A 24,883-nucleotide genomic window follows, 5' to 3' on the forward strand; every position below is an offset into this window, starting at 1 on the left:
CACCGATGTGAACCCGGAGAATGGTCATTGACGTGCGAAGAGCCGCCTTCTAGCTTTCCAGGTTCGGTAATCCTGCTCGAGGAGGCAGCTCGATGATCCGTGGCGTGACGGCCGTGTTGTTCGCGGCCCTGCTGACCGCCGTCGCCGCACCGGCGGCCCTGGCCAACGAGGCACACCACGACGCCTGGCGCGTCGTCGACAAGATCACCGTCAGCGCGGCCGTCGGCGGCGAGGGCGTGGCGACGGTCAGACTGCCCGGCCAGCCGGTGCAGGTGTACTACACCGCGGGCAACACCATCCCCGCCAACCTCAAGGCCGAGGGCTGGGGCCACATCGGCGACTCCGACTCGCTGCACGGCTACGTCTTCGACCCGTACCAGCAGACCACGGCCACCATCACGCAGAAGATGATGCTGGTGACCACGCCGACCGGCGAGAAGTACGAATACACCCACACCCTCGGCGCCGACGAGGTCGTGCCGAACGCCAACGCCTACACCGCCGTCACGCCGGACGGGCAGTGGCTGGTGTCCAGCGAGCTGGCGCAGGTCGACCGGCTGCTGGTGTTCCCGGCGCCGATCCTGAACAAGGCGCTGCCGGCGGGCGGCGGCGCCCTGCCGCTGGCCGCCAAGGTGTTGCTGGACAAGCCGGTCCGCAACCTGCAGGGCTGCGACTTCGTCACCGCGACCCGGCTGATCTGCGCGTCCGACGACTCCAACAACGACCTCTACCCCACCAGCAAGCCGCTGCTGCAGATCGACCTCCAGCATCAGCTGCGCGGCAAGGACGTCAGGGCGCACGTCACCTCGCTCGGGCAGCTGCCGCTGGCCAGCACCTGCGTCGGCGCGTACACCGCCGAGGGCGTCGACTACGACGCCGCGACCGGTGACCTGCGGGTCGAGGTGCTGCCGCCGAGCCCGTGCAACACCGACATCACCGTGTACACCTACCGACGCTGAATCGCCTCGACCGTGACCGCTGCTCCGGGGTTGACCGGCTCGAAGTGGTCGACCCCGGGCAGCACCACCAGCTCGGCGCCGCTCTTCTGGTGGTACCGCTGGGAAAGCTCCAGCGGCACGTCGGTGTCGGCGTCGCCGTGGATCAGGGTCACGGGTACGGGCGGCGGCACGCGGTCGCACGGGTCCGCCTCCGCCAGCAGACCGAGGTCGCCGCCCAGCAGCAGCGTCACGGCGTTGTCGCTCAACCCCAGCTCGTGCGCCCGCGCCAGGTCGCACAGGCCGCCGACGGCCACCACCTTGGCCACGCCCGGCCGGTCGGCCGCGAGCAGCGAGAGGTGCCCGCCGGCCGAGTGGCCGACGAGCACGATCCGCTTGCCCGGGAACAGTTCCACGGCCTTGTCCACGCCGGCGGTGACGTCCTGGATGATCACCGGCCACTCGCCGCCGTTGCCGACCCGCCGGTACTCCACCGACGCCACGGACAGGCCCTGCGCCACCAGGTATTCCGCGAACGGCACCAGGTAGGAGCGGTCGTAGACCGCGCGCCAGTAGCCGCCGTGCACGAGCACCGCGACGGTGTCGGCGTCGTTGTCCCAGACGTCGACGACCTGATCGGCGTGGTCGCCGTAGCTGACTGTCCTCATGCCAGGATCTCACCCAGGATTTCCGCCGCGCGCAAGGCGTCCGCGAACCGGGTGTAGAGCGGCGTGAAGCCGAAGCGCAGCAGGTCCGGCGGACGGTGATCGCCCACCACTCCCCGGGCGACCAGCTCGGCCATCACCCGCTCGGCGTCCACACAGGACAGTGAGACCTGGCTGCCGCGGTCCTCGCCGGCCGGCGTGACGCTCCGGGCCGCCGGAGCCAGCTGGTTGACGCAGTCGACGAAGAACTCGGTCAGGGCCAGGCTTTTCGCCCGCAGCTGGCGCAGGTCGACGCCGTCCCAGACGTCCAGCGCCGCGTCCAGGGTCAGCAATGACACGATCTCCGGCGTGCCCGCGCGGGCCTTGGCGATGCCGTCCGCCGCGACGTATTCGGTGTCCATGGCGAACGGGTCGCGGTGCGAGCACCAGCCGCCGAGCGGTTGGTCCAGCCGCGGCAACAGGTCCGGCCGGATCGCGAAGAACGCCGGAGCGCCCGGGCCGCCGTTGAGGTACTTGTACGTGCAGCCGACCGCGAAATCCACGTTGTGGCTTCCGATGTCCACGGGCAGCGCCCCAGCGCTGTGCGACAGGTCCCAGACCACGCGCGCGCCGGCCTCGTGCACGGCGTCGGTGAGCGTGCCCATGTCGTGCAGGCGGCCCGAGCGGTAGTCCACGTGGTTGAGCAGCGCCACCGCCGTGTCGCCGCTCAGCGCGCCCGACACCTCCGCCGGATGGACCGCGCGGACCGTGGCGCCGGCCAGCCGCGCCGCCGAGGCCGCGATGTAGCCGTCGGTCGGGAAGGTCGTCGCGTCGACGAGGATCTCGGTGCGGCCCGGGGTCATCCGCAGCGCGGAGATGACCGCCCGGAACACGTTGACGCTGGTCGAATCGCCGACCACGACGTGGCCCGGGGCGGCGCCGATCAGCGGCGCGATGCGCTCGCCGATCCGCTCCGGCGCGTCCCACCAACCGCCCTCGGTCCAGGACCGGATGCGCATCCGGCCCCACTGCCGGGTCAGCACGTCGGCGACCCGCGCCGGCACGTGCCGCGGCAGCGCCCCCAGCGAGTTGCCGTCCAGGTAGATCACGCCGTCGTCGAGGTCGAACAGGTCCCGGCGGTCGGCCAGCGGGTCGTCGGCGTCCAGTCGCGCGGCGCGCTCGGCCAGGTCAGACATGGCTGCGGGCCGTCCAGAGCTCGGGGAACACGACCTTGTTCGCGCGCTTCTCCAGCCAGGCCACGCCCGCGGAGCCGCCGGTGCCCGGCTTGGCGCCCATCGCGCGGCGGGTGGCCAGCAGGTGGTCGGTGCGCCAGCGGCCGACCAGCTCCGCCACGTCCGTCAGTGCCTCTCCCAGTGTCACCAGATCATCATGGCGTGGATCCTGGTAGATCTCCGCCCACACCGCCTCGACGGCCGCGTTCTCCTGGTAGCGCTGCGAGACGTCCCGGTCCAGCACCTCCTGGGGGATGGCGAAGCCCCGGCGGTGCAGGAAGTTCAGCACCTCGTCGTACAGGCTCGGCTCGTGCAGCGCCTTCTCCAGCTCCTTGTGCACGGCCGGGACGGCCTTGTGCGGCTGGAGCAGGCTCGCGCTCTTGTCGCCGAGCACGAACTCCAGCTGGCGGTACATCGCCGACTGGAAGCCCGAGCCCTCGCCCAGGGCCGAGCGGTAGGAGTTGAACTGGCCCGGGGTCAGCGAGGCGATCGGCTGCCACGAGGCGTTGAGCGCCTTCAGCTGCGGGTGGCTGCGGCGCAGCGCCGCCAGCGCGTCGCCGAGGCGGTCCTGGCGCAGCGCGTCGCGGGCGGTGCGCCATTCGTGCACGAGCAGTGTGAACCACAGTTCCATCACCTGGGTGGTGATCAGGAACGCCATCTCGGCCGGGTCGTCCGACCAGGGCTGCTGTAGGGACGTCAGCACCGAGGCGTGCACGTACTGGTCGTACGGGCTCGGCTCGGCGAACTCCAGCTTCGGCTCGGTCATCACCCCTCCATCGTCGCTCGATCGGGTGACGTCCGGAATGGCCGTCGCGCCTCTTTGACGACCGTTTCACTGCCGATCGTAAAGTCGTGAGCGGTTGCGGCTTACACTCGTGAGATGGAGCTGGACAACCTCGACTGGGGCTTGCTGGGCGAGCTCCAGGCCGACGCCCGGACCTCGTTCAACGAGCTCGCCCGCCGCCTCGGCGTCTCCTCCCCGACCGTCGCCCAGCGGGTGCGCCGCCTGGAGGAGGCCGGCGTGATCACCGGCTACCGCGCCACCGTCGACGTCGCCGCCGTCGGCCTCGGCGTGCAGGCCCTGGTGTCCATGCGCTGCTACGGGCCGCGGTGCATCACCCTGCAGCCCGAGCGGGTCGCCGACTTCGCCGAGATCCTGTCCATCGTCCGGCTGACCGGCGACGTCTGTTCGATCGTGCACATCGCCGCCACCGACGTGCGGCAGCTCACCGCCGTGCTGGAGCGGCTGTGGGGCTACGGCGAGACCTCCAGCGCCATGATCCTGTCCTGGCCCGTGCCGTCACGGCCGGTGACGCGGGCGGCGCTGGGTTCTTAGCTCAGGTGCCGTAGCTTCGGCCACATCTGCGCCCAGCTGCCACGCGGACCGTCGCAGCGGAAGATGGTGGTGCGCCAGACGACCTCGTCGTTCTTGATGCCGTCCGGCAAGGTGATCGGCGCGATCGCCTGCACCCGCTGCCAGCCCTGCCGCAGCTGCTCGGCCTTGAACGCCCCTACCACCAACACGGTTTGCGAGGTGCCGGGCGGCGGGCCCCAGTCGCCGTACGAGTTCTGTCCACTGTAGACGTCGGGCAGGCCGCCGAGGATGGTGAGGGCGCCGGCCTCGCCGTAGTTGCTGGTGAAGATGGGCGTGCCCGGCGGCATGGTCTGCTCGACCTGCCTGACCTGGTCGACGAACTCCGGCCAGCCATAGGTCTCCATCGGCTCCGGGTCGACGGCCCGCAGAGTCGTCTGGACCGACGGCGGCAGCACCGGCAAGGTCAGGAACAGGGCCATCACGGCGGTCACGGCCACGGCGGTGAGCCATCCCTTGGACAGCTTGCCGATCCGCACCGCGCCGGCCGCGAACAGCACGGCCAGCACCGGGGCCGGGTAATAGGACTTGCCTCCGGCCAGCGTGAACACCACCGGCGTCAGGATCACGACCACCAGCAGCCAGCGGTGCTTGGTCAGCTCACGGGCGCCGAGCACCCAGACGGCCACCAGCGGCGGCCCGGCTTGCAGGAAGGCCAGCACGGCCAACTGGGCCAGTGAGCCCAGCGTGCCGCCGGTGCGGTCCGACAACACCGCCGCCATCTCGAACTGCGGCCAGCCGTGCGCCGCCTGCCACACGATGTTCGGCAGCGCGATCAGCAGCGCCACGCCCGCCGCCAGCCACGGCCCCCACGTCCGGAGCACGTCCCGCCGGTACAGGAGCAGGCCGACGCCGATGCCGACCAGCAGCACCGCCACCGTGTCCTTGTTCTCCAGGCCAAGGCCCGCGATCACCCCCGGCCACAGCCACGCCCTGACCGCGCCGATCCGCAGTGCCCGCGCCGTCGTCAGGAAGACCCCGATCCACACCGCCTGGTCCAGCACCGTCGTGCCGAACAACAGCGACGCCCCCACGAAGATCGGGCACGCCGCGATCACCGCCGCCGCCAGCGTCTGCGCCTTCCGATCGCCGCCCAGCTCAGCGGCCAGCATCGCCGTCAGCACGATGCAGCCCACCTGTGCCGCGATCGCCAGGATCCGCAGCACCACCAGGTTGCCGGCCAGCGCCGCCAGCAACGGCGTCAGCGGCGGCTGGTCGATGTAGCCGAACGCCGGATGCCGGCCCGCCGTCACGAAGTAGAACTCGTCGCGGTGCCAGCCGTAGCGCCACGCCACCGCCAGATGCACCACCGCCGCCACCGCCGCGACGATCAGAACCGAACGCCACCCCACGTTCCGCATGACCGGGAATCATCCCGTGTCGGCGGCCAGCTGTCTGCCGAAAACCCACATTCGGTGTGCCGCTGACCGGGACTCGCGGGGGTCAGCTCTTGGTGGCCAGGGAGCGGAGGAAGAAGGCCACGTTGGCGGGGCGCTCGGCCAGGCGGCGCATGAAGTAGCCGTACCACTGGTCGCCGTAGGGGACGTAGACCCGCAGGGTCTTGCCGGCGGCGGCGATCTCACGCTGGGCGTCCGGGCGCACGCCGTAGAGCATCTGGTGCTCGTAGGTGTCGACGGTGCGGCCGGCGGCCGAGGCGACGTCGGCGGCGATGGCGACCAGGCGCGGGTCGTGCGAGGCGACCATGGGGTAGCCGGCGCCGTTCATGAGGATCCTCAGGCAGCGCACGTACGACCGGTCGACCTCCGACTTGTCCTGGTACGCAACGCTTTCCGGCTCCTTGTACGCGCCCTTGCACAGCCGCACCCGCGACCCGGCGCCGGACAGGTCCCGGCAGTCCTGCTCGGTGCGCCGCAGGTACGCCTGCAGCACGGCGCCGGTGGACGGGAAGTCGACCCGGAGGTCGCCGAGGATGCCCAGGGTGGAGTCCGTGGTGGTGTGGTCCTCCATGTCCAGCGTCACCGTCGTGCCGACGGCCGCGGCCGCCTCGCAGATCAGCCGGGCGTTGTCCAGGGCGATCTTCTCGCCGTCCTTCGGGAGCGACTGCCCGACGGCCGACAGCTTCACGGAAACCTCGGCGCCGTGGGCCAGGCCGGAGGAACCCAGCTCCGCGAGCAGCCGCTCGTACGCGTCCACGGTGGCGGCGGCCTGCGCGGCGTCCGTGGTGTCCTCGCCGAGGTGGTCGAGGGTGACCTTGCGGCCGTCGGCGATCAGCGACGCGGTCACGTCGACGGCCTCACGCAGCGAGGAGCCGGCCACGAACCTGCGCACCACCGGCCGGGCCAGTGGGGTGCGCTCGACGACCTGCCGGGCCAGCGGCGAGCGGGCGGCGGCCAGCAAAGCGGTGCGCAGCATGGGAATCCTCCTTCTGGGGTGTTGATCAGCCCTGGTGCGGGTGGCGGACGACGGTCGGGGCCACGAAGGTCTCCTTGATCGACCGCGGGCTGACCCAGCGCAGCAGGTTGTGCACGGAGCCGGCCTTGTCGTTGGTGCCGGACGCCCGCCCGCCGCCGAACGGCTGCTGGCCGACGACCGCGCCGGTGGGCTTGTCGTTGACGTAGAAGTTGCCGGCGGTGAAGCGCAGCGCCTCGGACGCCTTGACCACGGCGGCCCGGTCGTCGGCGATGATCGAGCCGGTCAGCGCGTACGGCGACGCGGAGTCCACAGTGGACAGGACCGAGTCGAAGTCGTTGTCCTCGTAGACGTGCACGGCCAGGATCGGGCCGAAGAACTCGGTGGTGAACACGTCGTGCGAGGGGTCCTCACCCACCAGCACGGTCGGCCGCACGAAGTAGCCGTCCGAGTCGTCGGCGGCGCCGCCGGCGATGACCTCCAGCTTGCTGTCGCCACGGGCCCGGTCCAGCACGCCGGCCAGCTTGTCGTACGAGCGGCGGTCGATCACCGCGCCCATGAAGTTGCTCAGGTCGGTGACGTCGCCCATGCTCAGCGACTCGGTCTCGGCGACGAGGTCGTCACGCAGCCGCGCCCACACCGACCGCGGGATGTAGGCCCGCGAGGCGGCGGAGCACTTCTGGCCCTGGTACTCGAAGGCGCCGCGGACGAGGGCGGTGCGCAGCACGTCCAGGTCGGCCGAGGGGTGCGCGACCACGAAGTCCTTGCCGCCGGTCTCGCCGACCAGCCGCGGGTAGCTGCGGTAGTTGGCGATGTTCGCGCCGACCGTCGACCACAGGTGCTGGAACGTCCTGGTGGAGCCGGTGAAGTGGATGCCGGCCAGGTCCGGGTCGGCCAGCGCCACCTCGGACACGGCGATTCCGTCACCGGTCAGCAGGTTGATCACGCCCGGCGGCATGCCGGCCTGCTCCAGCAGCCGCATCGTCAGGTGCGCGGCGAACGTCTGCGTGGGCGACGGCTTCCACAGCACCACGTTGCCCAGCAGCGCGGGCGCGGTCGGCAGGTTGCCGGCGATGGCCGTGAAGTTGAACGGCGTGATCGCGTAGACGAAGCCCTCCAGCGGGCGGTGGTCGGTGCGGTTCCACACGCCCTTGGAGCTATCCGGCTGCTTGGCCTGCAGCTCACGGGCGAACGCCACGTTGAAGCGCCAGAAGTCGGCCAGCTCGCAGGCGGAGTCGATCTCGGCCTGGATGGCGGTCTTGGACTGGCCGAGCATGGTCGCCGCGTTCAGGGTGGAGCGCCACGGGCCGGACAGCAGGTCGGCGGCGCGCAGCAGGATGGCGGCACGCTCGTCGAACGGCATCGCGCGCCAGGCCGGCGCGGCGGCCTTGGCGGCGGCGATGGCGTCGCGGGTGTCGGCCTGGGTGGCGCCGGCGAAGGTGCCCAGCACGGCGCGGTGGTTGTGCGGCTGCACGACGTCGACGCGCTCGCCGCCGCCCATCCGGCGCTCGCCGCCGATGGTCAGCGGCAGCTCGACCTGGTCCTTGGCCAGCTCGGCCAGCTTCGCCTCGAGTTCGGTCCGCTCCGGGCTGCCCGGCGCGTACTGCAGCACCGGCTCGTTCACGGGGGTCGGGACCTGCGTCACGGCATCCACTGGCACTCCTTCGGCGACGTCGTCGATGCGATGAGGCTATGCATCGCGCGCGGGCGTCGTGTTGTACGAACGGCTAAGCTTGCGGGTACCAGATTGTGGAGACGGACAACTTCTACGGGTTTGGGTGAGCGTCATCAGCGGTTCGAGCATCCAGCAGCTGCTGCTCGCGCTCGGCGAGCCGTTCGTCGAGGTGCTGACCGCGCCCGACGGCCTGGACGCCGAGGTGCGTGACGTGGTCATTCTCGACCCGGACGACGCCCCCGACTCCCGTGCCGGCGATCTTGTGCTGGTGATCGGCGCCCGCGGCAAGGCCGCCGCCGCGCACGTGCGGGCCGCCGGCAAGTGCGGGGCGACCGCCGTCGCCGTCAAGGACGCCGCGCCGCTGCGGCAGACCGCCGCCGACGCCGGCGTCGCGCTGCTGGACGTCCGCACCGAGGTGCGCTGGGAACAGCTGGAGTCGTTGGCGCGCAACGTGGTCAGCACCGCGCGGGGCACCGCCGACGCCGATGCCGGCGAGGTGCTCGGCGATCTGTTCTCGTTGGCGCAGACCATCGCCGCGCTGACCGGCGGCAGCGTCAGCATCGAGGACACCGCCAACCGGGTGCTGGCGTATTCGCGGTCCTCCGACGAGGTCGACGAGCTGCGCCGGCTGTCCATCCTCGGCCGGCAGGGGCCGGAGCCGTACCTGAAGATGCTCCGGGAATGGGGCGTCTACCAGCGGCTGCGATCCGGCGAGGACGTCGTGCACATCGACGAGCGCCCCGAGCTGGGCATCAAGCGCCGCATCGCCGTCGGCATCCACGCCGGGGCGCAGCCGCTCGGGACCGTGTGGGTGCAGGAGGGCAGCCATCCGCTGGCCGAGCACGCCGACCGGGCGCTGCTCGGCGCCGCCCGGATCACCGCGCTGTACCTCGTGCAGCACCGCAACACCACCAGCGCCGGCCTGCGGCTGCGGGAGAACCTCCTGGCCGGGGTGCTCGACGGGCGGATCACCGGCGCCTCCGTGGCCGGCCAGATCGGCGCCGACCCCTCGAAGCCCGCCGCTGTCGTGGCTTTCCTGTTGCGCAGCACCGATCGCACCCGTAGCGAGGTCGAACTCCACCGGGCGGAGATGGTCAGCATCATCTCCGTGCACGCCGCCTCGTATCGACGCTCCGCGCTCGTCACCCCCATCGGCGGCCGGGTGTACGTGCTGCTGCCCGAGGTCACCGACGCCGCCACCGTCACCGCCATGACCCGTGACGCCGTCGCCGCCACCCGGCGGCACCTGGGCGTCTCCGTGCAGGCCGGCATCGGCTCCGTCGTCGCCGGGCTGGAGGATGTGCCCGTCTCACGACAGGAGGCCGACCGGGTCCTCGACGCCATCGCCGGCCGTCCCGAGGTCGACGTCGCCGCCCTTGCCGACGTGCGGACCCAGGTCCTGCTCAGCGAGACCCTGACCCTGCTCGCCGAGCATCCCCGTATCCGCGACCCCCGGCTCGATCCCTTGGCCGGCACCGACATCGGCCGTTCCCTGCTCGCCTACCTCGACGCCTTCGGCGACGTCCGCACCGCCGCCGCCGGCCTGCACGTGCACCCCAACACCCTGCGCTACCGCGTGCGGCGGGCCTGCGAGCTCAGCGGCCTCGACCTCTCCGACCCCGACCAGCGCCTCGTCGCCCAACTCCAACTCAGGCTGACCAGGCCGTGAACGGACGCAACAGGACCTCCAAGAAGCGCCCACGTAGTCCCGAACGACGTGGGCGGCCCTGCTGCTCGACCCGCTTCGCCACGCGATCCTGACGTCGGTGCGAGCGCAGCAGGCGCACCAGCCGGCGGTGGCGAGCGCATCGCTCCGCTTCACGCATGTGGGCCTTGACCAGATCCTCGTACAGCATCATCTCGAACATCACGGGAACCTCTTCCGGGGCTGGATCAGCAATCGGCCATGCGCCGTACGGTGTTGGTCGCGTGGTATTCATGCGGCGGCCTGCCGGCGGGCGCTCATCAGTGCCGCGAGTACGACGTGGCCGGGGGCGGTGAGTTCGGCGGGAACGCGCTGCCCCTCCTGGGCGGGGCCGGCGGCGCGCACGAGACCCGCATGCGCGAGGTGGTGGGCGGCGCTCTGGTCGCAGCAGGCCAGACCGTCGATGAACAGGTCGGGTTCGCAACTGGTGGTGGTCTCGGCACGGCCGGCGGCGATGGCATGGAGCATCGCCAATTCACGGTGAGACAAGCTCACATGTGTCGGCGTCGCGGTGAACACTGGCCGACCTCCTCGGAGTTGTGGTGTTTCCCGGGAACGACGGCGAGCGCCCGGCGAACTGTTCATGGATCACTCCTCTGCGAATGGGACACCGCACTTTCCTCGGCGCCCCGGAATGAGCGACGCCAGGATGCCGTTGCCGCCGATGTCAGGTCGACAACCTTGAGCGAGGCGGAAAACGCTGTGGCCACCAATGGCCGTAGCGGATGTCGCACACCTGCGCCACGCTCACTGGCAAGCCCCACCCTTGTCGGCGGAGAGGAGAAGTCCCGGCGATGGCGTCCCAACCGCTCACGTTCGCTCCGGGCGACGACCCGATCGGCCGTGTGCGCGAGTTCGTCGGCAACCCCGCGCTGCGCGCGTTGGTCGAGCAGTTCGGCGGGAGCTGGCCCGCGGGAGACCTGCCGGAGATTCTGCGGGCACTGGTCGAGTTCTCCGCCGTGTGGGACCGCCGCAGGGGCGCGAGTCGGCTGGACATCCCGGACGATGCCGACTCCGACAGCGAGCGGGCCATGGCCGCGGTCGAGCAGCTGGGCCTCTGCGACTGCGCACCACCGCAGGAAAGGTCCTACGACTGGGTGCTCGTTCTCGGCGGCCTGGCAGCGGGCTGCCACAGGCGAACCAAGCACTTGGCCGGACTCCTGGCGGAGGGCGTCATCGAGACCGGCGGCATCTGCCTGCTCGGCTCGTTCCGTGCCCTACGGAAGGACGAACTCACATCGAGCACCCGCTTCGCCTCGAGCGCCACGACCGAAGCGGACCTGCTGCTGGAGTTGGCCACGCGGGAGTTCCGGTCCGAACGGACGTGGACGGTCGACGTTGACGGCGATCGGACAGTGACACCGCGCGTGACTCAGCTGCACGCACGGCGCGCCGGCAAACCCGAGGTGCACGTGTTCGCTGCCCGTAGCAGCCGGCCCGAGCAGCGCGCCGCCAACACCGCTGACACCTACGAGCAGGCCGCCCACGCGTTGAGGTTCCTCCCGAAAGCACGACTGCTACTGGTGACAACGCACTTATATGCGCTCTACCAACACTTCGATGCCGTTCGCGTGTTGGGCCTACCGCACCAGGTGTGCCTGGAGACCATCGGCACGCCACCGAGGACCGGCGACAGGATCTGGCCCGCCACCTGGTATCTACAGGAAGTTCGCAGCACACTCCAAGCAGGTCTTCGACTTGTCACCGCGGCCGAGTCGAGAAGGCCAACGCGATGAGCGACTCCGCCGGGCCTGCGCTCTGGCCGCCATGGTCCTCAGTGGGCTGATGCGTTGCCGCCGCAGTGCCGGTGGGACAGGGCGGGCCAGGCGAACTTGAGCCGCTGTCGCGTCTGGTTCCGGCGCCCCCCTCGGCGCGCCGGAACCAGACTCATGACAGGTACGTCGCAGGGGACACACTGTCACGTCCGGCTCCGGAACTCCCCCTCTGTCTTCAGCCCTCGGAACCGGCCACACCAGAGTGCCGCTGCATCCGATTGGAGGTCGACAACGTTGAACGAGATGGAAAAATCGTTGGCCACGAACGGTCACAGAGGCGCACCGAAGGATCCTGATGGCGCTGCGGCTGCATTTCACCGCGGATGACCTGGCCCGTACCCGCATCATCAGCCACCCGCATCCGACCTGGGAACTGGTGAACAGCCTGCACATCGTCCAGGCCGGTCACACCGTGTCCCGGCACGCGTTGTGGCGGGAGTCGTCGCTGGCACGGTTGACCCGCCACCCCGACGCTCGCCGCCACCTGGACCTGCTGACCGCGCTGGTGCCGCCACGGGGAAGCTTCCCGGACTTCCTCACGCCACACCAGGACTGCGACGACTTCGCCACCTCGTTGGACATCGTGCTCAGCACGCCGACCAGCCGCCTGGCCGTCGAGGTGGCACCGTCCTACCTCATGCGGCAGCCACCAGCCGTGACCCGCGACCTCGCCACCGGCGGTCTTGACGCGCTGCACGCGCTGGGCGACGCGATGTCCTGGTATCACAACCTGGTCTTGGCACCGCACTGGCCCGGCATCGACCGGGCGGTCCGCGGCGACCGAACCGTGCGCGCCGAGGACGTCGCCGCCGGTGGTATCGAAGGACTGCTCAGCAACCTGGCGGAATGCATCCGATGGACACCCCCTGTCCTGCATGCCCGATACCCGGTCGACCACGACATCGAGTTGGCCGGCCGGGGCCTGACGCTCATCCCCTCCTACTTCTGCCACGGCACACCCGTCGCGTTCATCGATCCCGGACTCCCACCCGTTCTGGTCTATCCGGTCAGCGAGGTCCAGACCCCAGCCGCCGACCTCGCCGCACTGGCCAGTCTCATCGGCGACACTCGCGCACGCGTCCTGTACGCCTTGCGCGTGCCACGCTCGACGACCAACCTCGCGGAACACATCCACGCCTCGCTCGCCGCCGCCAGCAAGCACGCCACCGTCCTGCGCCAAGCCGGCTTGATCAGCAGCACCCGACGCGGCAACACCGTGCGCCACTTCGTGACCGCTCTCGGGGAACAGTTGTTGGACACCTGCCACGAGCAGACCGCCAGTGGCCTCCTGCTCGCCTCAGCCTCCGGCCGTCGCAGGTGGGCCTGACCGGCGTTGCCGGACACCGACCACGCCGGCAGTCGGCGTCAGCCGAGGCGGGATCGGAACACGTCGTAGGCGTGCTGTCCGAAGAGGACGAAGCGGACCGTCCACACGGGGCGGTGATGTCGCCCTCGACGACCTCGATGCCCACCTCAGGCCTCGAGGACCTGGCCGCGGCGCTGGACGACCGGGGGCAGGGTGGACCAGGGGAAGTTGATCCAGCGGTCGGTGTGCCGCCACACGTACTCGCACTTGACGGTGGAGTGCGGCTTCTCGTAGACGACGGCGCAGCGGACGTCGGCGACCTTGTCGAGGCAGAAGTCGCGGACGAGTTTCAGCGTCGCTCCGGTGTCGGCGACGTCGTCGCAGACGAGGACCTTGGCGCCGTGGAGGTCGACGGCGTTGGGCACCGGGGGAAGCATGACGGGCAGGTCGAGGCGCTGGTCGACGCCGGTGTAGAACTCGACGTTCATGACGTGCAGGTTCTTGACGTCCAGCGCGTAGCCGAGGGCGCCGGCGACGAAGAGGCCCCCACGGGCGATGGACAGCAGCAGGTCGGGCTCGAAGCCGTCGGCGGCGACGGTCTCGGCCAGCTCGCGGCTCGCGGAGCCGAACAACTCCCAGGTCAGCACCTCACGCTGATCGTTCATGGCGGTCAGCCTATCCACCCGAAACAGTTATAGCTTTACAACCATGGGTTAGGTCAGGCTAAGCTGGGGCAATGCCAGCGACCCGCATTCTGGTCCGCCGCACCGAGCGGATCACGCCGCACATGGTCCGAGTGACCTTCGACGGCGAGAACCTCGCCGTCGACAACGGTTTCACCGACCGCTACGTCAAGTTGCTGTTCCCGATCGACGGCGGCTACCCCGACAACCTCGACGCCCTCCCCCGGGATCAGATGCCGCCCCGCCGCACGTACACCATCCGATCCGCCACGGCCACCGAGCTCACGATCGACTTCGTCCACCACGGCGACACCGGCCTCGCGGGGCCGTGGGCGGCCAACGCCAAGCCGGGCGACGAGCTGTACTTCCTCGGCCCGGGCGGCGCGTACGCCCCGGACCCGGCCGCGGACTGGCACCTGCTGGTCGGCGACGAGAGCGCGCTGCCGGCGATCGGCGCCGCGCTGGAACAGCTCCCGGCCGACGCCAAGGTGATCGCGGTGGTCGGCAGCGCGGAGCCGCAGCGGCTGCCGCACGACGTCACCTGGGTCGACCCGGCGGACGTCGTCGACACGGTGCGCAAGCTGACCTTCCCGGCCGGCCGCGTGCACGCCTTCGTGCACGGCGAGGCGGGCCTGGTCAAGCAGCTGCGCGACCACCTGACGGCCGACCGCGGCGTCACCCGCGAACAGCTGTCGATCTCCGGCTACTGGCGCCGCGGCCTGCACGAGGACGCGTTCCAGGCGGAGAAGCGCGCTACAGCCGCCGCAGCCCGCTGAGCACCCGCTCCATCAGCCCCAGGTTGGGCACGCCGTCGCCGGTGCTGTCGGCGGCGTGCACGAAAACCAGCCCCAGGCTGGCCATGTCGCCGACGAGCACCTTGGACACGCCGAGCGGGATGGACAGCAGCGCGGCGATCTCGGCCACCGACCGGGTCTGCGCGCACAGGTCGGCGATGGCCCGGTACTCGGCCTGCAGCGGCTCGCTCGTGGTGCTGCCGTGCTCGCTCGTCGAGACCAGGGTCTCGATCTGCAGCGGCACCTCGGACCGTGTTCGGCCGCCGGTCCAGGCGTAGGCGCGCACGATCGCGGCCGACGACTCTTCCTGCTCGGCGGCCTGCTGGTCGGGCGGCGGCTCGGGCGCCGCCGGCTGCTGCTCGACGTGCCGGCCGTCACGCTCAGGCCGGCCGCGGCGGCTCCGGCCGCTGCCACCGCTGAGCGTGAAACCGTTGAGCACGTCCGCGAACGTGCTCTCCGCGGGGTCTTCGCCCCAGTCCTCGGTGCTCATCTCCACCCTCAGACGGGCTGGCTGTCCATGGCCTGCTTGGCGACCTTCAGCTCGGCGCGCAGCTCCGGTGTGAGCAGCGGACCGACCTGGTCGACGAGGACGGTCATCTCGTAGGCCACCTGGCCGACGTCGCAGTTCGGCGCGGCCAGCACCGCCAGACACGAACCATCCATGATCGTCATCAGCAGCATGATGCCACCCTGCATCTCGACGACGGTGCGACGCACCGGTCCCCCGTCGAAACAGCGGGACGCGCCCTGGGTCAGGCTGACCGCGCCGGCCGCGATCGCCGCGACCTGTTCGGCCCGCTCCGCGGGCAGCCGCGCGGACGAGGTGAGCAGCACCCCGTCCACGGAGACGACGACCGCGTGCGCGACGCCCGGCACATGCTCGGCGAAGTTGTTGACCAACCAGCCGAACTGGTTCACCTGCCGCGACTGGGGTGCGGTCATGGGCTCTCCTGCCCCCGTTCGTTCTCACTCGACGCTGCTGCACCAGTGTGGTCCTGACGGATACCAGACTGGTAACTGGCAAGGAACCCGCGTGTCCGGTTGGGATCGCGGTGCGCGGCACCGGCCGCGGGACCGGCCGCCGGCGCGCCCGTGGCCGGGAACAGCCCCGCCTTGGGCACGCGTTTGGGCAGGCCAGCCCCGTTCTGGTTGCCCTGGGGACGAGGCTGCGGCGCGGGTGGCGCCGCCGGTTGCTCGGTCGGCCAGGCCGGCTCCGGCGTCGCCGTCGGGGCCGGATCGGGCGCGGTCGCGCCCGACGGGTTCACCTGAACGGGGGATCCGTTTTCCGGTCCCTCGGACATGTGCTCGAACCAAGCGTAGCTGGTGGGCTCCAGCGAAACCTCCGGTCGTAGGACGGATTCTGAGTCCTGACGCGTCGGCGGATCCGCGTTGGGGGGCGTGTTGGCCATGAACCAGCCCGACGCGGCGGGGGCGGGCGGCTGCACCGCGGGCGGCGGGCTGAACGTCCGCCGCGGCAGATCGCCGGCGGGCGCCGGCGTGGAGCCGGTCTGCAGCGTCGGCGGCTCGACGGGGTCGACGGGCCGCCGCGGCCCCTTGCGGGTGGGCAGCGGCGTCGGCGACGGGTCGATCGCCTTCACCACGTTCGGCGGGGTGTCGGGCACGACGGGCGTGTTCCGCTGCGGCGGGTCCCACGGCTCGTCCTCGACGTTGTCGGTCGGCCAGACGACCTCGTCCTCGATGCGGTTCAGGCGACGCGTGTCGTCGGGCACGAGGCGCGGCGCCGGGGCGTTGCCGGTCAGCGGCGCCGGGCCGTTCCCGTTCAGCGCGGCCTCGGGCGGCACGCCCGGCTTGGCCAGCGGCCGTTCCCGGTCGCCGCTGCCGCGGACGACCAGCTCGGCCGGCACGGTGACCACCGCGGCCAGGCCGTCGCCGCCCTGGCGCTGCTCGAACTGGACGCGGAAGGAGTGCCGGCTGGCCAGCCGGCCGACCACGAACAGACCCATCTGGCGGGACACCGGCACCTCGACCGCGGCGCCGGCGGAGACGCGCTTGTTGGCCTCGGACAGTTCGGTGTCGCCCATGCCGATGCCCTGGTCGACGACCTGGATGGTGATGTCGCCGTTGGGTTCGCGGTGGCTGTCGACGGTGACCTGGGTGTCCGGCCGGGAGAACGCGGTGGCGTTGTCCAGCAGCTCCGCGATCAGGCGCACGAGGTCGCCGGCGGCGTAGCCGACGACGGTCGCGGTCGGCGCGGAGCGGACGACCGCGCGCTGGTAGTGCTCGATCTCGGAGACGGCGGCGCGCAGCACGTCGCCCAGCGGCAGCGGCTTGGTGAACCGGCGGGACAGGTCGAGACCCGAGAGAACCATCAGGTTCTCGTTGTTGCGCCGCATGCGGGTGGCCAGGTGGTCCAGCTTGAACAGGTTGGCCAGCTGCTCGGGGTTCTCCTCGTGCCGCTCCAGCTGCTCCATCAGCCGCAGCTGCCGTTCCACCAGGCCCTGGCTGCGGCGGGACAGGTTGACGAAGATGTTGCCCAGGTTGCTGCGCAGGCTGGCCTGCTCGGCCGCGGACTTGACGGCCTGCCCGTGCACCTCGTCGAAGGCCCGGGCCACCTGGCCGAACTCCTCGGTGGTGTACACCGGCACGGGATCGATCGTGACGTCCTCGCCGCGGCCCTCGCGGATCTTGGCCACGGCCTCCGGCAGCCGGCGGGACGCGACGTCGAGGGCGGTGCGGCGGAGCACGCCGAGCGAACCCAGCAGGTAGCGGCCGACGACGAGGCCGATGCCGCCGGCCAGCAACACGGTCACGACCAGCACCACGGACTCGAGGCCGGCCCGGTCGCTGCTGGACTCCTGCAGGTCGGTGGCGGTGTTGCGGACCTGCGCCGCGATGCCGTTGGCGACCTTCTCCACCAGCGCGACGGTGGCGTCCGAGGTCCGGTTCCACTCGTCCTGCGGGATGGTCAGCCCGCTCGGCGGCGGCGCGCTGTGCACGCCGGTGGTCTTCTTGGCCGAGCCCTGCGCCGGGGCGGCCTGCCCGATCGGCTGGGTGGCGGCGAAGTCGAGCAGCTGCCGCCGGGTGCCGACGTCGACGCCGGCCACCGTCTGCTGGTACGCCTGCTGCCATTCGGGCGAGGCGACCGCCTGGAAGTTGGCGACGTTGTCGTCGAACCGGGTCTCGGAGGCGGCCAGCATCTTGGCCTCGGCGTCCACCAGGTGGCCGCGGGTGATGCCGACGAGCACGACGGCCTGCTCCAGCCGGATCTGCTCCTGCGCGCCCTCCAGGTCCAGCAGCGCGGTGGCCGGGCTGGACAGCGACGGGTCGCCGAGCTGCACCACCAGCGCCTGGTCGAAGTTCAGCGCGGTGCCGATGATCTGGGTGTACGCCGAGACGGCGTCGGTGTCGTTGTCCTGGGACTGCTCGACCGGGCGGCGGATGGCCGGCAGCTGGCCGAGCGACAGCTCCAGGTCGTTGAACCAGGCCGAGGCGGCCGGGGACAGGCCGGCCGTGCGGTGCGCGGTGTCGGCGAGCTTGCTCGCCGCGTCGTCCACGACCTTGGCCTGCGCGTGGTACGTGGTCACGCCCTGGGTGGGCACCTGGGCGGCCAGCGTGCGCTCGCGCTGCAGCTGCGAGGTCAGCGGCGTGATCGCGTCACGCAGCGCGATGACCCGCTGCACGGTGGTGTAGGTGTCGGCCTGCCGGATCTCGCTGCGCACCTGGAGGAAGCCGAGTGTCACGGCGACCACGACCGGGACCACCAGCACCGCGGCCAGCTTGACCAGCACCGGCCAGTTGCGCCACCGGGCGACCGTGTGCCACCACGGACCCGGGCTGGGCTGAACCACGATGCGTCCTTCCTCGTTTTCTCGGGGCGCGGCAGTCGCACCGCGGTCGTCCGGCTTCCCCTTGTTCGGTTGTCTGCCGAGACGGGAAACGTGTTACGGACTTCTGGCCGCTGCTGGGGTGTACTCCAGCGCGAATTCCGCTGTCAAGGCCGACACGTCCGCGGGAGCCATTACCGCGCACAGGAATGGGCCGGCCACCCCTTGTCACTACCCCGGTCGGCGGCGGGTCCGGCCTGCGGTTGACTCCGATCACACCCCCGTTACAGTTGGCCGTCTTCATCCGTGTCGGCTCGTCCTGGAGGACAGGTGACCACAGCGTCGACGACGGGTCGGCACGCGGCAGTCGAACCGGACCAGCCGGTGTTCGGCGGGCGGCCGTCCACCGGCCCGCAGCGTCCGGACTTCGGGGCCATCCAGGACAGCGCGGAGTTCACCGAGCTGCGTCGGCGGCTGCGCCGCTTCATCTTCCCGATGACGGCCCTGTTCCTCGTCTGGTACCTCACCTACGTGCTGCTGTCGGCCTACGCCCACGAGTTCATGGCCACGCCGGTGTTCGGCCTGGTGAACGTCGGCCTGCTGCTCGGCCTCGGCCAGTTCGTCTCGACGGTGCTGATCACGTTGGCGTACAACAGGTTCGCCCGCCGGCGCATCGACCCGCAGGTGGCCCTGATCCGCGCGCAGGCCGGGGTGGGAACGAAGTGAAGGTGCTCGCCGACGGGACCGCGACCGGGAACCCGCTGATCAACCTCAGCGTCTTCGTGCTGTTCGCGGCCGTGACGCTCTACATCGTCTACCGCGTCAGCAACGGCAACGCGACGACGTCGGACTACTACGCGGCCGGCGGCGCCTTCACCGGGGCCCAGAACGGCATCGCGCTGTCCGGTGACTTCCTGTCCGCCGCGTCGTTCCTGGGCATCGCCGGCGGCATCGCGGTGCACGGCTACGACGGCTTCCTGTACTCGGTGGGCTGGGTGGTGGCCTGGCTGGTCGGCCTGCTGCTGATCGGCGAGATGCTGCGCAACACCGGCCGGTTCACCATGGGCGACGTGGTGGCGTTCCGGATGCGGCAGCGTCCGGTGCGCGCCGCCGCGGCGATCTCCACGCTCGTCATCTCGTTCTTCTACATGCTGGCCCAGATGGCCGGCGCCGGCGGCCTGGTGGCGCTGCTGCTCAACGTCACCGACCGGGCCGGGCAGTCGCTGGTGATCGTCGTCGTCGGCGCGATCATGATCTTCTACGTGCTGGTCGGCGGCATGAAGGGCACCACATGGGTGCAGATCATCAAGGCCGTGCTCCTGCTGCTGTGCGTGACCCTGATCAGCGTGTTCATGCTGGGCAAGTTCGGCTTCGACTTCTCGGCGATCCTGGACCGGGCCACCCAGAACAACAAGCTCGGCACCGCGATCCTCGGGCCGGGCGCGCAGTACGGCCGCAACGAGCTGGACTTCGTGTCCCTGGCGCTGGCGCTGGTGCTGGGCATCTGCAGCCTGCCGCACGTGCTGATGCGGTTCTACACGGTGCCGGACGCCAAGCAGGCGCGGCGCTCGGTGGTGTGGGCGATCTGGACGATGTTCGTGTTCTACCTGTGCACGCTCGTCGTCGGCTACGGCTCGGCCGCGCTGGTCGGCTCCGACGCCATCCTGCACGCGCCCGGCGGCGAGAACTCGGCCGCGCCGCTGCTGGCGTTCCGGGTCGGCGGGGCCGTGCTGCTGGGCGTGGTGTCGGCGGTCGCGTTCGCCACCATTCTCGCCGTCGTCGCCGGCCTGACGCTGGCGGCGTCGGCCTCGTTCGCGCACGACGTCTACGCCAACATCATCAAGCACGGCAAGGCCGACCCGCGCCGTGAGGTCCGGGTGGCCCGGCAGACCGCCGTCGCCGTCGGCGCGCTGGCGATCATCGGCGGCATCGCCGCCAACGGCCAGAACGTCGCCTTCCTGGTGGCGCTGGCGCTGGCGCTGGCCGCGTCGGCGAACCTGTCGACCATCCTGTTCGCGCTGTTCTGGAAGCGGTTCAACACCACCGGAACGCTGTTCAGCATGTACGGCGGCCTGGGCTCGTGCCTGGTGCTGATCATCTTCTCGCCGGTGATGTCCGGGGCGTCGACCTCGCTGATCGCCGGCGCCGACTTCCACTGGTTCCCGCTGAGCAACCCCGGCATCGTGTCGATCCCGTTCTCCTTCCTGTGCGGCGTGGTCGGCACGTACGTCGGCGGCCGCAAGGGCGACCCCGACAAGCAGGCGGAGATGGAGGTCCGGGCGCTGACCGGCATCGGCGCCAGGATCTGACCGGTCAGCGGCCGGCGGCCACCAGCAGGGCGACGACGGAGACCAGCAGGCTGATCCAGGAGGCCAGCGGGAGCACGAAGTCCTTGACCACCTCCCAGCCCGCGGTTGCGCATCGGGTCGAGGTAGAGGATGTCGCGGTCGCCGCTGCCGTCGGGCCGGCGCGGAATCATGTCGTACCTCGCGCGGACGGCCGGAATCAGGTCCTCCCGCCGGGCGACGACCACGATCACGACGTCGTAGAGGAAGCTGAACAACGCCTCTCCACCGCTGCCCGGCCGCTCGTCCACCTCGATGTCGAGCAGGGGCCGGGTCAGTCGCAGCGCGCGGTCGGCCACGGCCGGCGGCGACACCCAGGTCCACCGCCTGCGTTGCAGTGAGAGGAACAGCCCGCGGGCCGCCAGCCCGATGACGTTCTGGGTGACGACCACGTGGTATCCGGTCGCGAACGCCAACCCGGCCGCGCGGAAGAACCGGTGTCGGGCGATCCGCTCGGTTCCCCGCATCCGGTACCACGTTCCCGGCGTCCTCACCCGGGTGTGGATGTTGAGTCCCAGCAGCACGGCGAAAAGCACGCCGACCACCGCCCACCAGACCCATGATCCCGGTCCCTCGCCCAGATAGGCCGCAACGGCCTCCTGGAGGCTGTTGCTCACCACGGCCTCCACGACCAGCGGCGCGACACCGAACACGAGGGCAACTGCCGCCACCGACACCTTTTCCGCCGACTGCCGGTCACGAAGCATGCGGTATTCGTTGAGCCGCCACTGAAGCGAGAAATCCTGCTCCGACACGCCGTACAGCTCCAGCCTCGTTCGCATGGTCTCCAGGTCGACGTGCGGATACCGGCCGAAGAACCAGGGCATCGTCGTCGGCGCGACCAGTGGAATCGAGGCGCCGTCGCCCGGCGCGCGAGGACGATCGACGTCTTCGGCCATCCGGTCAGGCTAGGGCCGATCCGCCGAGCTGCCGCGCAGGATCGCCACACCGTCGCCGATGCGGACCAAGGGACCGGAACCCTCGCCGACACGGCCCGCGCTGTCGGATTTCGACAATATCGACGACCGGGCCCGCCCTCACTCGATCGGCCCTCGATGGTCAACCAAGCGTTTGCTAGGTTTCCAGCATGATAGCCACGGTTGTCTGGGGCACAGGCAACATCGGCCGCGCGGCCATCCGTGCCGTCGAGGCCCATCCGGCGCTGAAACTCACCGCGGTCCTCGTGCACGACCCGGACAAGGTCGGCCGCGACGCCGGCGAGCTGGCCGGGCTCGACGTCGAGCTGGGCGTGGCCGCGACCGACGACGTCGACGCGGTGCTGGCCGCCAACCCGAGGGCCGTGGTGTACGCGGCCTCCGGCGACGTCCGCGGCCTCGAGGCGCTCGCGGACATCGTCAGGGCGGTCGGATCCGGGGCCGTTGTCGTCTCCCCCTCGCTGTACCCGCTCTACGACCACCGCAACGCGCCGGCGGAACTGCGCGACCCGGTGCTGGCCGCGATCGCCGCCGGCGGCGGCTCGCTGTTCGTCTCCGGCGTCGACCCGGGCTGGGGCAACGACGTGCTGCCGCTGCTGATCAGCGGCCTCGGCAGCACCATCGACGCGATCCGCTGCCAGGAGATCTTCGACTACTCCACCTACGAGCAGCCCGACTCCGTCCGCTACCTGGTCGGAATGGGGCAGCCGATGGACTACCAGGCGCCGATGCTGATCGCGACGGTGCCGACGATGGTGTGGGGCGGCCAGGTCCGGATGATCGCCCGGGCGCTCGGCGTCGAACTGGACGAGATCCGCGAGACCATGGACCGCCGCCCGCTGGAGACCACCGTGACCACCCGGACCATGGGCGAGTTCGAGGCCGGCACCCAGGGCGCGGTGCGGTTCGAGGTGCAGGGCATCGTCAACGGCGAGGCCCGGATCGTCATCGAGCACGTCACCCGCATCCACCCCTCGTGCGCCCCGGACTGGCCGATGCCGCCCAGCGGCGACGGGGCGCACCGCGTGATCATCGAGGGGCGGCCGCGCATCGAGGTCACCGTCGAGGCGACCGACGAGAGCGAGAACCGCTCGGCCGGCGGCAACGCCACCGCGGTGGGCCGGCTGGTCAACGCCATCGACTGGCTCGCCGACGCCGAGCCGGGCCTGTACGACGCGCTCGACGTGCCGCTGCGGCCGGCCATCGGCAAGCTGAACCGCCCCTGACCGCCGGCGAAAGGACATCGCGATGAACATCGACATCCCGCCGGGCAAGGACGCGATCGGCTACGTGTGGGGCGAGATGGTCCCCGGCATCGGGACGGCGGCCGCGAACTTCTCGCTGGCGGTGTACCAGCACAGCACGTTGGGGCTGCGGGAGTTCGAGGCGGCGCGCCTGCGGATCGCCCAGATCAACGGGTGCCTGTTCTGCCTGGACTGGCGGACCGAGCGGGACGGGCAGAAGGTCGAGGAGGAGTTCCTCGACGCGGTGGCCGACTGGCGCACCACCGAGGCGTTCGACGACCGCGCCCGGCTGGCCGCCGAGTACGCCGAGCGGTACGCCCTGGACCACCACAACATCGACGACGAGTTCTGGACGCGGATGTCCGCGCACTACAGCCAGCGGGAGATCGTGGAGCTGAGCATGAGCATCGGTTCCTGGCTGGCGTTCGGGCGGCTCAACCACGTGCTGGGCATCGACACCGTGTGCGTGCTGCCGGGGCACTGACGTGACCCCGGCGGCCGCGGCTACAGATCGGTGGCGATGATCTTCTCGATGTTGCGCTCCGCCAACGCCGTGATGGTGACGAACGGGTTGACGCTGGTGTTGCCGGGGATCAGCGAGCCGTCGATGGCGTACAGGCCGGGATAGCCGAGGAGACGGCCGTAGTTGTCGGTGGCCCGGTTCAGCACGGCGCCGCCGAGCGGATGGTAGGTGAGGTGGTCGCCCCAGGTCTTGTTGACACCGAACAGATCCGTCCGGTAGATCGTCGCCTCCGTCGCGTTGATCTTGTCGAAGATGGTTTTGGCCATGTCGATGGACGGCTGCTTCCACGCCGTCTGCCAGCTCAGGTCGACCTTGCTCGTCGTGGGATTCCACGAGAACTCGGCCCGGTTGGGGTTCTTGGTGATGGACAGGTAGAACGACGCGTACGTCTCGATGCCGGTCGGCAGCGGGGCCACCTCGGCGAACGCGCCGCCCGCGGCCCAGTTGTCGATGCCGCCACAGGGAATGGACGCCTGCACCGCGCCGGTCGCGTCCCACCACCAGTTGGCCCGGCCGACCATGACGTTGCCGTTGTCGCCCCAGCCCTTGCCGATCTCGTTGCTCAGGTTGGGCAGCTTGCCGGTGGCCTTGAGCATCGTCAGCAGCTTGCTGGTGCCGACGCTGCCGGCCGCGAAGAACACCCGGTCCGCGGTGACCGACTTGGTGGTCGTGACGTCGCCGGTGGTGTTCAACTGGTCGATCAGGACGGTGTAGCCGCCGCCGGAGGCCGGCGACACCGAGGTGACCTTGTGCAGCGGCGAGATCGTGACCCGGCCGGTCGCCATGAGCTTGGGGATGTAGGTCTTCTGCAGTGACTTCTTGCCGTAGTTGTTGCCGTACAGGATCTCCCCGGCCACCGCCGACTTCGGCACGGTGCCCGCGGCCTCCTGCTTCATGTAGTCCCAGTCGTACACGTCCGGCACGAAGACGAACGGGAAGCCGGACCGCTGGGCCTGCTTGCGGCCGACACGCGCGTACTGGTAGCAGTCCACGGTGTCGAACCACGCCGGGTCGACGAGGCCGACGCCGAGTTCGGCGTTGGCCCGCGGGTAGTAGGTGTTGTACATCTCGTCGGCGTTGACCGTCGGCAGGATGGCGCCGAAGTTCTCCCGCTTGGGCGTGACCGCCATGCCACCGTTGACCAGCGACCCGCCGCCGACGCCGCGTCCCTGGTAGACGATGATGCCGGCGAACTCCTCGGCGTCCAGGATCCCGGTGTAGCGCGGGATGTCCCGGTCGATCGGGAAGCCGAGGAAGTTGCTCAGCGGCTGCTTTGTCTTGGTGCGCAACCAGTACGACCGGGCGTCCGGATTGGTCGTGTTGGCGAAGATCTTGCCGTCCGCGCCGGGGGTGTCCCAGGCCATGCCCATCTCGACCATCTGCACGTCGACGCCGGCCTGGGCCAGCCGCAGCGCGGCCACCGATCCGCCGTACCCGGTGCCGATGACCAGCACCGGCACGTGCGTGCCGGACTGGATCGGCCCCGCCGCCTTCGCCGTCGCCGCGAGGGCCGGGCCGCCGAGGGCCATGGCCCCCAAGATAGAACCTGTTCCAGCTATG

Annotated in this window: 23 protein-coding genes; 10 read left to right on the forward strand and 13 right to left on the reverse strand. The window is 70.6% G+C overall.

Annotation, left to right across the window (positions count from 1 at the left end):
- Nucleotides 1-92 precede the first annotated feature (92 nt).
- Complete coding sequence (locus tag BJ998_RS01540) at nucleotides 93-959, forward strand: hypothetical protein (RefSeq protein WP_184857800.1); 867 nt, start codon at nucleotides 93-95, stop codon at nucleotides 957-959.
- On the opposite strand, the gene BJ998_RS01545 is transcribed toward BJ998_RS01540, so the two are convergent.
- Genes BJ998_RS01545 through BJ998_RS01555 form a run of 3 tightly spaced genes read right to left on the reverse strand, consistent with a single transcriptional unit; the run spans nucleotide 947 to nucleotide 3,577 of the window.
- Nucleotides 947-1,603 (reverse strand): alpha/beta hydrolase family protein, encoded by a 657-nt coding sequence (locus BJ998_RS01545; RefSeq protein ID WP_184857802.1) that lies wholly within the window; start codon nucleotides 1,601-1,603, stop codon nucleotides 947-949. The genes BJ998_RS01540 and BJ998_RS01545 overlap by 13 nt on opposite strands.
- On the reverse strand, nucleotides 1,600-2,775 hold the full coding sequence (kynU, locus tag BJ998_RS01550; RefSeq protein ID WP_184857804.1) for a kynureninase: 1,176 nt from the start codon (nucleotides 2,773-2,775) through the stop codon (nucleotides 1,600-1,602). Before kynU ends, BJ998_RS01545 begins: the two co-directional genes overlap by 4 nt.
- Nucleotides 2,768-3,577 carry a tryptophan 2,3-dioxygenase gene (locus BJ998_RS01555; RefSeq protein WP_184857805.1) on the reverse strand — a complete coding sequence of 270 codons (810 nt, stop codon included), beginning with the start codon at nucleotides 3,575-3,577 and terminating at the stop codon, nucleotides 2,768-2,770. Before BJ998_RS01555 ends, kynU begins: the two co-directional genes overlap by 8 nt.
- A gap of 114 nt (nucleotides 3,578-3,691) precedes the next feature.
- Between BJ998_RS01555 and BJ998_RS01560 the strand changes: the two genes are divergently transcribed.
- The gene (locus BJ998_RS01560; protein ID WP_221337836.1) at nucleotides 3,692-4,147 is read left to right on the forward strand and encodes an Lrp/AsnC family transcriptional regulator; all 456 of its coding nucleotides are present in this window, start codon (nucleotides 3,692-3,694) and stop codon (nucleotides 4,145-4,147) included.
- Here the strand turns inward: BJ998_RS01560 and BJ998_RS01565 are convergent.
- The 3 genes from BJ998_RS01565 to pruA form a co-directional block, all read right to left on the reverse strand.
- Nucleotides 4,144-5,544: an ArnT family glycosyltransferase gene (locus BJ998_RS01565; RefSeq protein ID WP_184857806.1), complete on the reverse strand. Its 1,401-nt coding sequence runs from the start codon at nucleotides 5,542-5,544 to the stop codon at nucleotides 4,144-4,146. The two genes, BJ998_RS01560 and BJ998_RS01565, sit on opposite strands and share 4 nt — an antisense overlap.
- An 82-nt stretch (nucleotides 5,545-5,626) precedes the next feature.
- Nucleotides 5,627-6,556 (reverse strand): proline dehydrogenase family protein, encoded by a 930-nt coding sequence (locus BJ998_RS01570; RefSeq protein ID WP_184857807.1) that lies wholly within the window; start codon nucleotides 6,554-6,556, stop codon nucleotides 5,627-5,629.
- A gap of 25 nt (nucleotides 6,557-6,581) precedes the next feature.
- A complete protein-coding gene (gene pruA, locus BJ998_RS01575; protein WP_184857808.1) occupies nucleotides 6,582-8,207 on the reverse strand; it encodes an L-glutamate gamma-semialdehyde dehydrogenase in 1,626 nt (541 codons plus the stop codon).
- Between the two features lie 124 nt (nucleotides 8,208-8,331).
- Here pruA and BJ998_RS01580 point away from each other — a divergent pair, with 124 nt between their 5' ends.
- Entirely contained in the window at nucleotides 8,332-9,897 is a 1,566-nt protein-coding gene (locus BJ998_RS01580; RefSeq protein ID WP_312889867.1) for a PucR family transcriptional regulator, read from the forward strand.
- Here BJ998_RS01580 and BJ998_RS01585 read toward each other — a convergent pair.
- Nucleotides 9,878-10,096: a hypothetical protein gene (locus BJ998_RS01585; protein WP_184857809.1), complete on the reverse strand. Its 219-nt coding sequence runs from the start codon at nucleotides 10,094-10,096 to the stop codon at nucleotides 9,878-9,880. The genes BJ998_RS01580 and BJ998_RS01585 overlap by 20 nt on opposite strands.
- A 68-nt stretch (nucleotides 10,097-10,164) precedes the next feature.
- Complete coding sequence (locus BJ998_RS01590; protein ID WP_184868347.1) at nucleotides 10,165-10,401, reverse strand: hypothetical protein; 237 nt, start codon at nucleotides 10,399-10,401, stop codon at nucleotides 10,165-10,167.
- Between the two features lie 326 nt (nucleotides 10,402-10,727).
- On the opposite strand from BJ998_RS01590, the gene BJ998_RS01595 reads away from it, so the two are divergent.
- On the forward strand, nucleotides 10,728-11,669 hold the full coding sequence (locus BJ998_RS01595) for a hypothetical protein (protein ID WP_184857810.1): 942 nt from the start codon (nucleotides 10,728-10,730) through the stop codon (nucleotides 11,667-11,669).
- Between the two features lie 334 nt (nucleotides 11,670-12,003).
- On the forward strand, nucleotides 12,004-13,035 hold the full coding sequence (locus BJ998_RS01600) for an ArsR/SmtB family transcription factor (RefSeq protein ID WP_184857811.1): 1,032 nt from the start codon (nucleotides 12,004-12,006) through the stop codon (nucleotides 13,033-13,035).
- 146 nt (nucleotides 13,036-13,181) lie between these two features.
- Here the strand turns inward: BJ998_RS01600 and BJ998_RS01605 are convergent, their stop codons facing one another.
- Entirely contained in the window at nucleotides 13,182-13,679 is a 498-nt protein-coding gene (locus BJ998_RS01605; protein WP_184857812.1) for a phosphoribosyltransferase, read from the reverse strand.
- A gap of 71 nt (nucleotides 13,680-13,750) precedes the next feature.
- Between BJ998_RS01605 and BJ998_RS01610 the strand changes: the two genes are divergently transcribed.
- Complete coding sequence (locus BJ998_RS01610) at nucleotides 13,751-14,473, forward strand: siderophore-interacting protein (RefSeq protein ID WP_184857813.1); 723 nt, start codon at nucleotides 13,751-13,753, stop codon at nucleotides 14,471-14,473.
- Here BJ998_RS01610 and BJ998_RS01615 read toward each other — a convergent pair.
- The 3 genes from BJ998_RS01615 to BJ998_RS01625 are packed head-to-tail and all read right to left on the reverse strand — an operon-like array spanning nucleotide 14,451 to nucleotide 18,300.
- Nucleotides 14,451-14,981 (reverse strand): DUF742 domain-containing protein, encoded by a 531-nt coding sequence (locus BJ998_RS01615; protein ID WP_184857815.1) that lies wholly within the window; start codon nucleotides 14,979-14,981, stop codon nucleotides 14,451-14,453. The genes BJ998_RS01610 and BJ998_RS01615 overlap by 23 nt on opposite strands.
- 8 nt (nucleotides 14,982-14,989) lie before the next feature.
- On the reverse strand, nucleotides 14,990-15,433 hold the full coding sequence (locus BJ998_RS01620) for a roadblock/LC7 domain-containing protein (protein WP_184857817.1): 444 nt from the start codon (nucleotides 15,431-15,433) through the stop codon (nucleotides 14,990-14,992).
- Nucleotides 15,430-18,300: a nitrate- and nitrite sensing domain-containing protein gene (locus tag BJ998_RS01625; protein WP_184857818.1), complete on the reverse strand. Its 2,871-nt coding sequence runs from the start codon at nucleotides 18,298-18,300 to the stop codon at nucleotides 15,430-15,432. The genes BJ998_RS01620 and BJ998_RS01625 overlap by 4 nt, the downstream gene beginning before the upstream one ends.
- 306 nt (nucleotides 18,301-18,606) lie before the next feature.
- Here BJ998_RS01625 and BJ998_RS01630 point away from each other — a divergent pair, with 306 nt between their 5' ends.
- From BJ998_RS01630 to BJ998_RS01645, 4 genes are all read left to right on the forward strand, one after another.
- Nucleotides 18,607-19,002, forward strand: a complete 396-nt coding sequence (locus tag BJ998_RS01630) for a DUF485 domain-containing protein (protein ID WP_184857821.1) — start codon at nucleotides 18,607-18,609, stop codon at nucleotides 19,000-19,002.
- A complete protein-coding gene (locus BJ998_RS01635; RefSeq protein WP_184857823.1) occupies nucleotides 18,999-20,585 on the forward strand; it encodes a monocarboxylic acid transporter in 1,587 nt (528 codons plus the stop codon). Before BJ998_RS01630 ends, BJ998_RS01635 begins: the two co-directional genes overlap by 4 nt.
- A gap of 1,123 nt (nucleotides 20,586-21,708) precedes the next feature.
- Entirely contained in the window at nucleotides 21,709-22,782 is a 1,074-nt protein-coding gene (locus BJ998_RS01640; protein WP_184857825.1) for an NAD(P)H-dependent amine dehydrogenase family protein, read from the forward strand.
- A 22-nt stretch (nucleotides 22,783-22,804) separates the two neighbouring features.
- Entirely contained in the window at nucleotides 22,805-23,284 is a 480-nt protein-coding gene (locus BJ998_RS01645; protein ID WP_184857826.1) for a carboxymuconolactone decarboxylase family protein, read from the forward strand.
- A gap of 20 nt (nucleotides 23,285-23,304) precedes the next feature.
- On the opposite strand, the gene BJ998_RS01650 is transcribed toward BJ998_RS01645, so the two are convergent.
- Nucleotides 23,305-24,852, reverse strand: coding sequence for a GMC oxidoreductase (locus tag BJ998_RS01650; protein WP_246488495.1), 1,548 nt, complete (start codon nucleotides 24,850-24,852; stop codon nucleotides 23,305-23,307).
- Nucleotides 24,853-24,883: the final 31 nt, after the last annotated feature.

The sequence above is a fragment of the Kutzneria kofuensis genome, from assembly GCF_014203355.1.
GTDB lineage: Bacteria > Actinomycetota > Actinomycetes > Mycobacteriales > Pseudonocardiaceae > Kutzneria > Kutzneria kofuensis.

What these genes read in the sequence shown, in the direction of transcription:
- BJ998_RS01540 (WP_184857800.1), top strand. Translation starts at nt 93, where the DNA reads ATGATCCGTGGCGTGACGGCCGTGTTGTTCGCGGCCCTGCTGACCGCC.
- BJ998_RS01545 (WP_184857802.1), bottom strand. Translation starts at nt 1,603, where the DNA reads ATGAGGACAGTCAGCTACGGCGACCACGCCGATCAGGTCGTCGACGTC.
- kynU (WP_184857804.1), bottom strand. Translation starts at nt 2,775, where the DNA reads ATGTCTGACCTGGCCGAGCGCGCCGCGCGACTGGACGCCGACGACCCG.
- BJ998_RS01555 (WP_184857805.1), bottom strand. Translation starts at nt 3,577, where the DNA reads ATGACCGAGCCGAAGCTGGAGTTCGCCGAGCCGAGCCCGTACGACCAG.
- BJ998_RS01560 (WP_221337836.1), top strand. Translation starts at nt 3,692, where the DNA reads ATGGAGCTGGACAACCTCGACTGGGGCTTGCTGGGCGAGCTCCAGGCC.
- BJ998_RS01565 (WP_184857806.1), bottom strand. Translation starts at nt 5,544, where the DNA reads ATGCGGAACGTGGGGTGGCGTTCGGTTCTGATCGTCGCGGCGGTGGCG.
- BJ998_RS01570 (WP_184857807.1), bottom strand. Translation starts at nt 6,556, where the DNA reads ATGCTGCGCACCGCTTTGCTGGCCGCCGCCCGCTCGCCGCTGGCCCGG.
- BJ998_RS01585 (WP_184857809.1), bottom strand. Translation starts at nt 10,096, where the DNA reads ATGTTCGAGATGATGCTGTACGAGGATCTGGTCAAGGCCCACATGCGT.
- BJ998_RS01590 (WP_184868347.1), bottom strand. Translation starts at nt 10,401, where the DNA reads ATGCTCCATGCCATCGCCGCCGGCCGTGCCGAGACCACCACCAGTTGC.
- BJ998_RS01595 (WP_184857810.1), top strand. Translation starts at nt 10,728, where the DNA reads ATGGCGTCCCAACCGCTCACGTTCGCTCCGGGCGACGACCCGATCGGC.
- BJ998_RS01600 (WP_184857811.1), top strand. Translation starts at nt 12,004, where the DNA reads ATGGCGCTGCGGCTGCATTTCACCGCGGATGACCTGGCCCGTACCCGC.
- BJ998_RS01605 (WP_184857812.1), bottom strand. Translation starts at nt 13,679, where the DNA reads ATGAACGATCAGCGTGAGGTGCTGACCTGGGAGTTGTTCGGCTCCGCG.
- BJ998_RS01610 (WP_184857813.1), top strand. Translation starts at nt 13,751, where the DNA reads ATGCCAGCGACCCGCATTCTGGTCCGCCGCACCGAGCGGATCACGCCG.
- BJ998_RS01615 (WP_184857815.1), bottom strand. Translation starts at nt 14,981, where the DNA reads ATGAGCACCGAGGACTGGGGCGAAGACCCCGCGGAGAGCACGTTCGCG.
- BJ998_RS01620 (WP_184857817.1), bottom strand. Translation starts at nt 15,433, where the DNA reads ATGACCGCACCCCAGTCGCGGCAGGTGAACCAGTTCGGCTGGTTGGTC.
- BJ998_RS01640 (WP_184857825.1), top strand. Translation starts at nt 21,709, where the DNA reads ATGATAGCCACGGTTGTCTGGGGCACAGGCAACATCGGCCGCGCGGCC.
- BJ998_RS01645 (WP_184857826.1), top strand. Translation starts at nt 22,805, where the DNA reads ATGAACATCGACATCCCGCCGGGCAAGGACGCGATCGGCTACGTGTGG.
- BJ998_RS01650 (WP_246488495.1), bottom strand. Translation starts at nt 24,852, where the DNA reads ATGGCCCTCGGCGGCCCGGCCCTCGCGGCGACGGCGAAGGCGGCGGGG.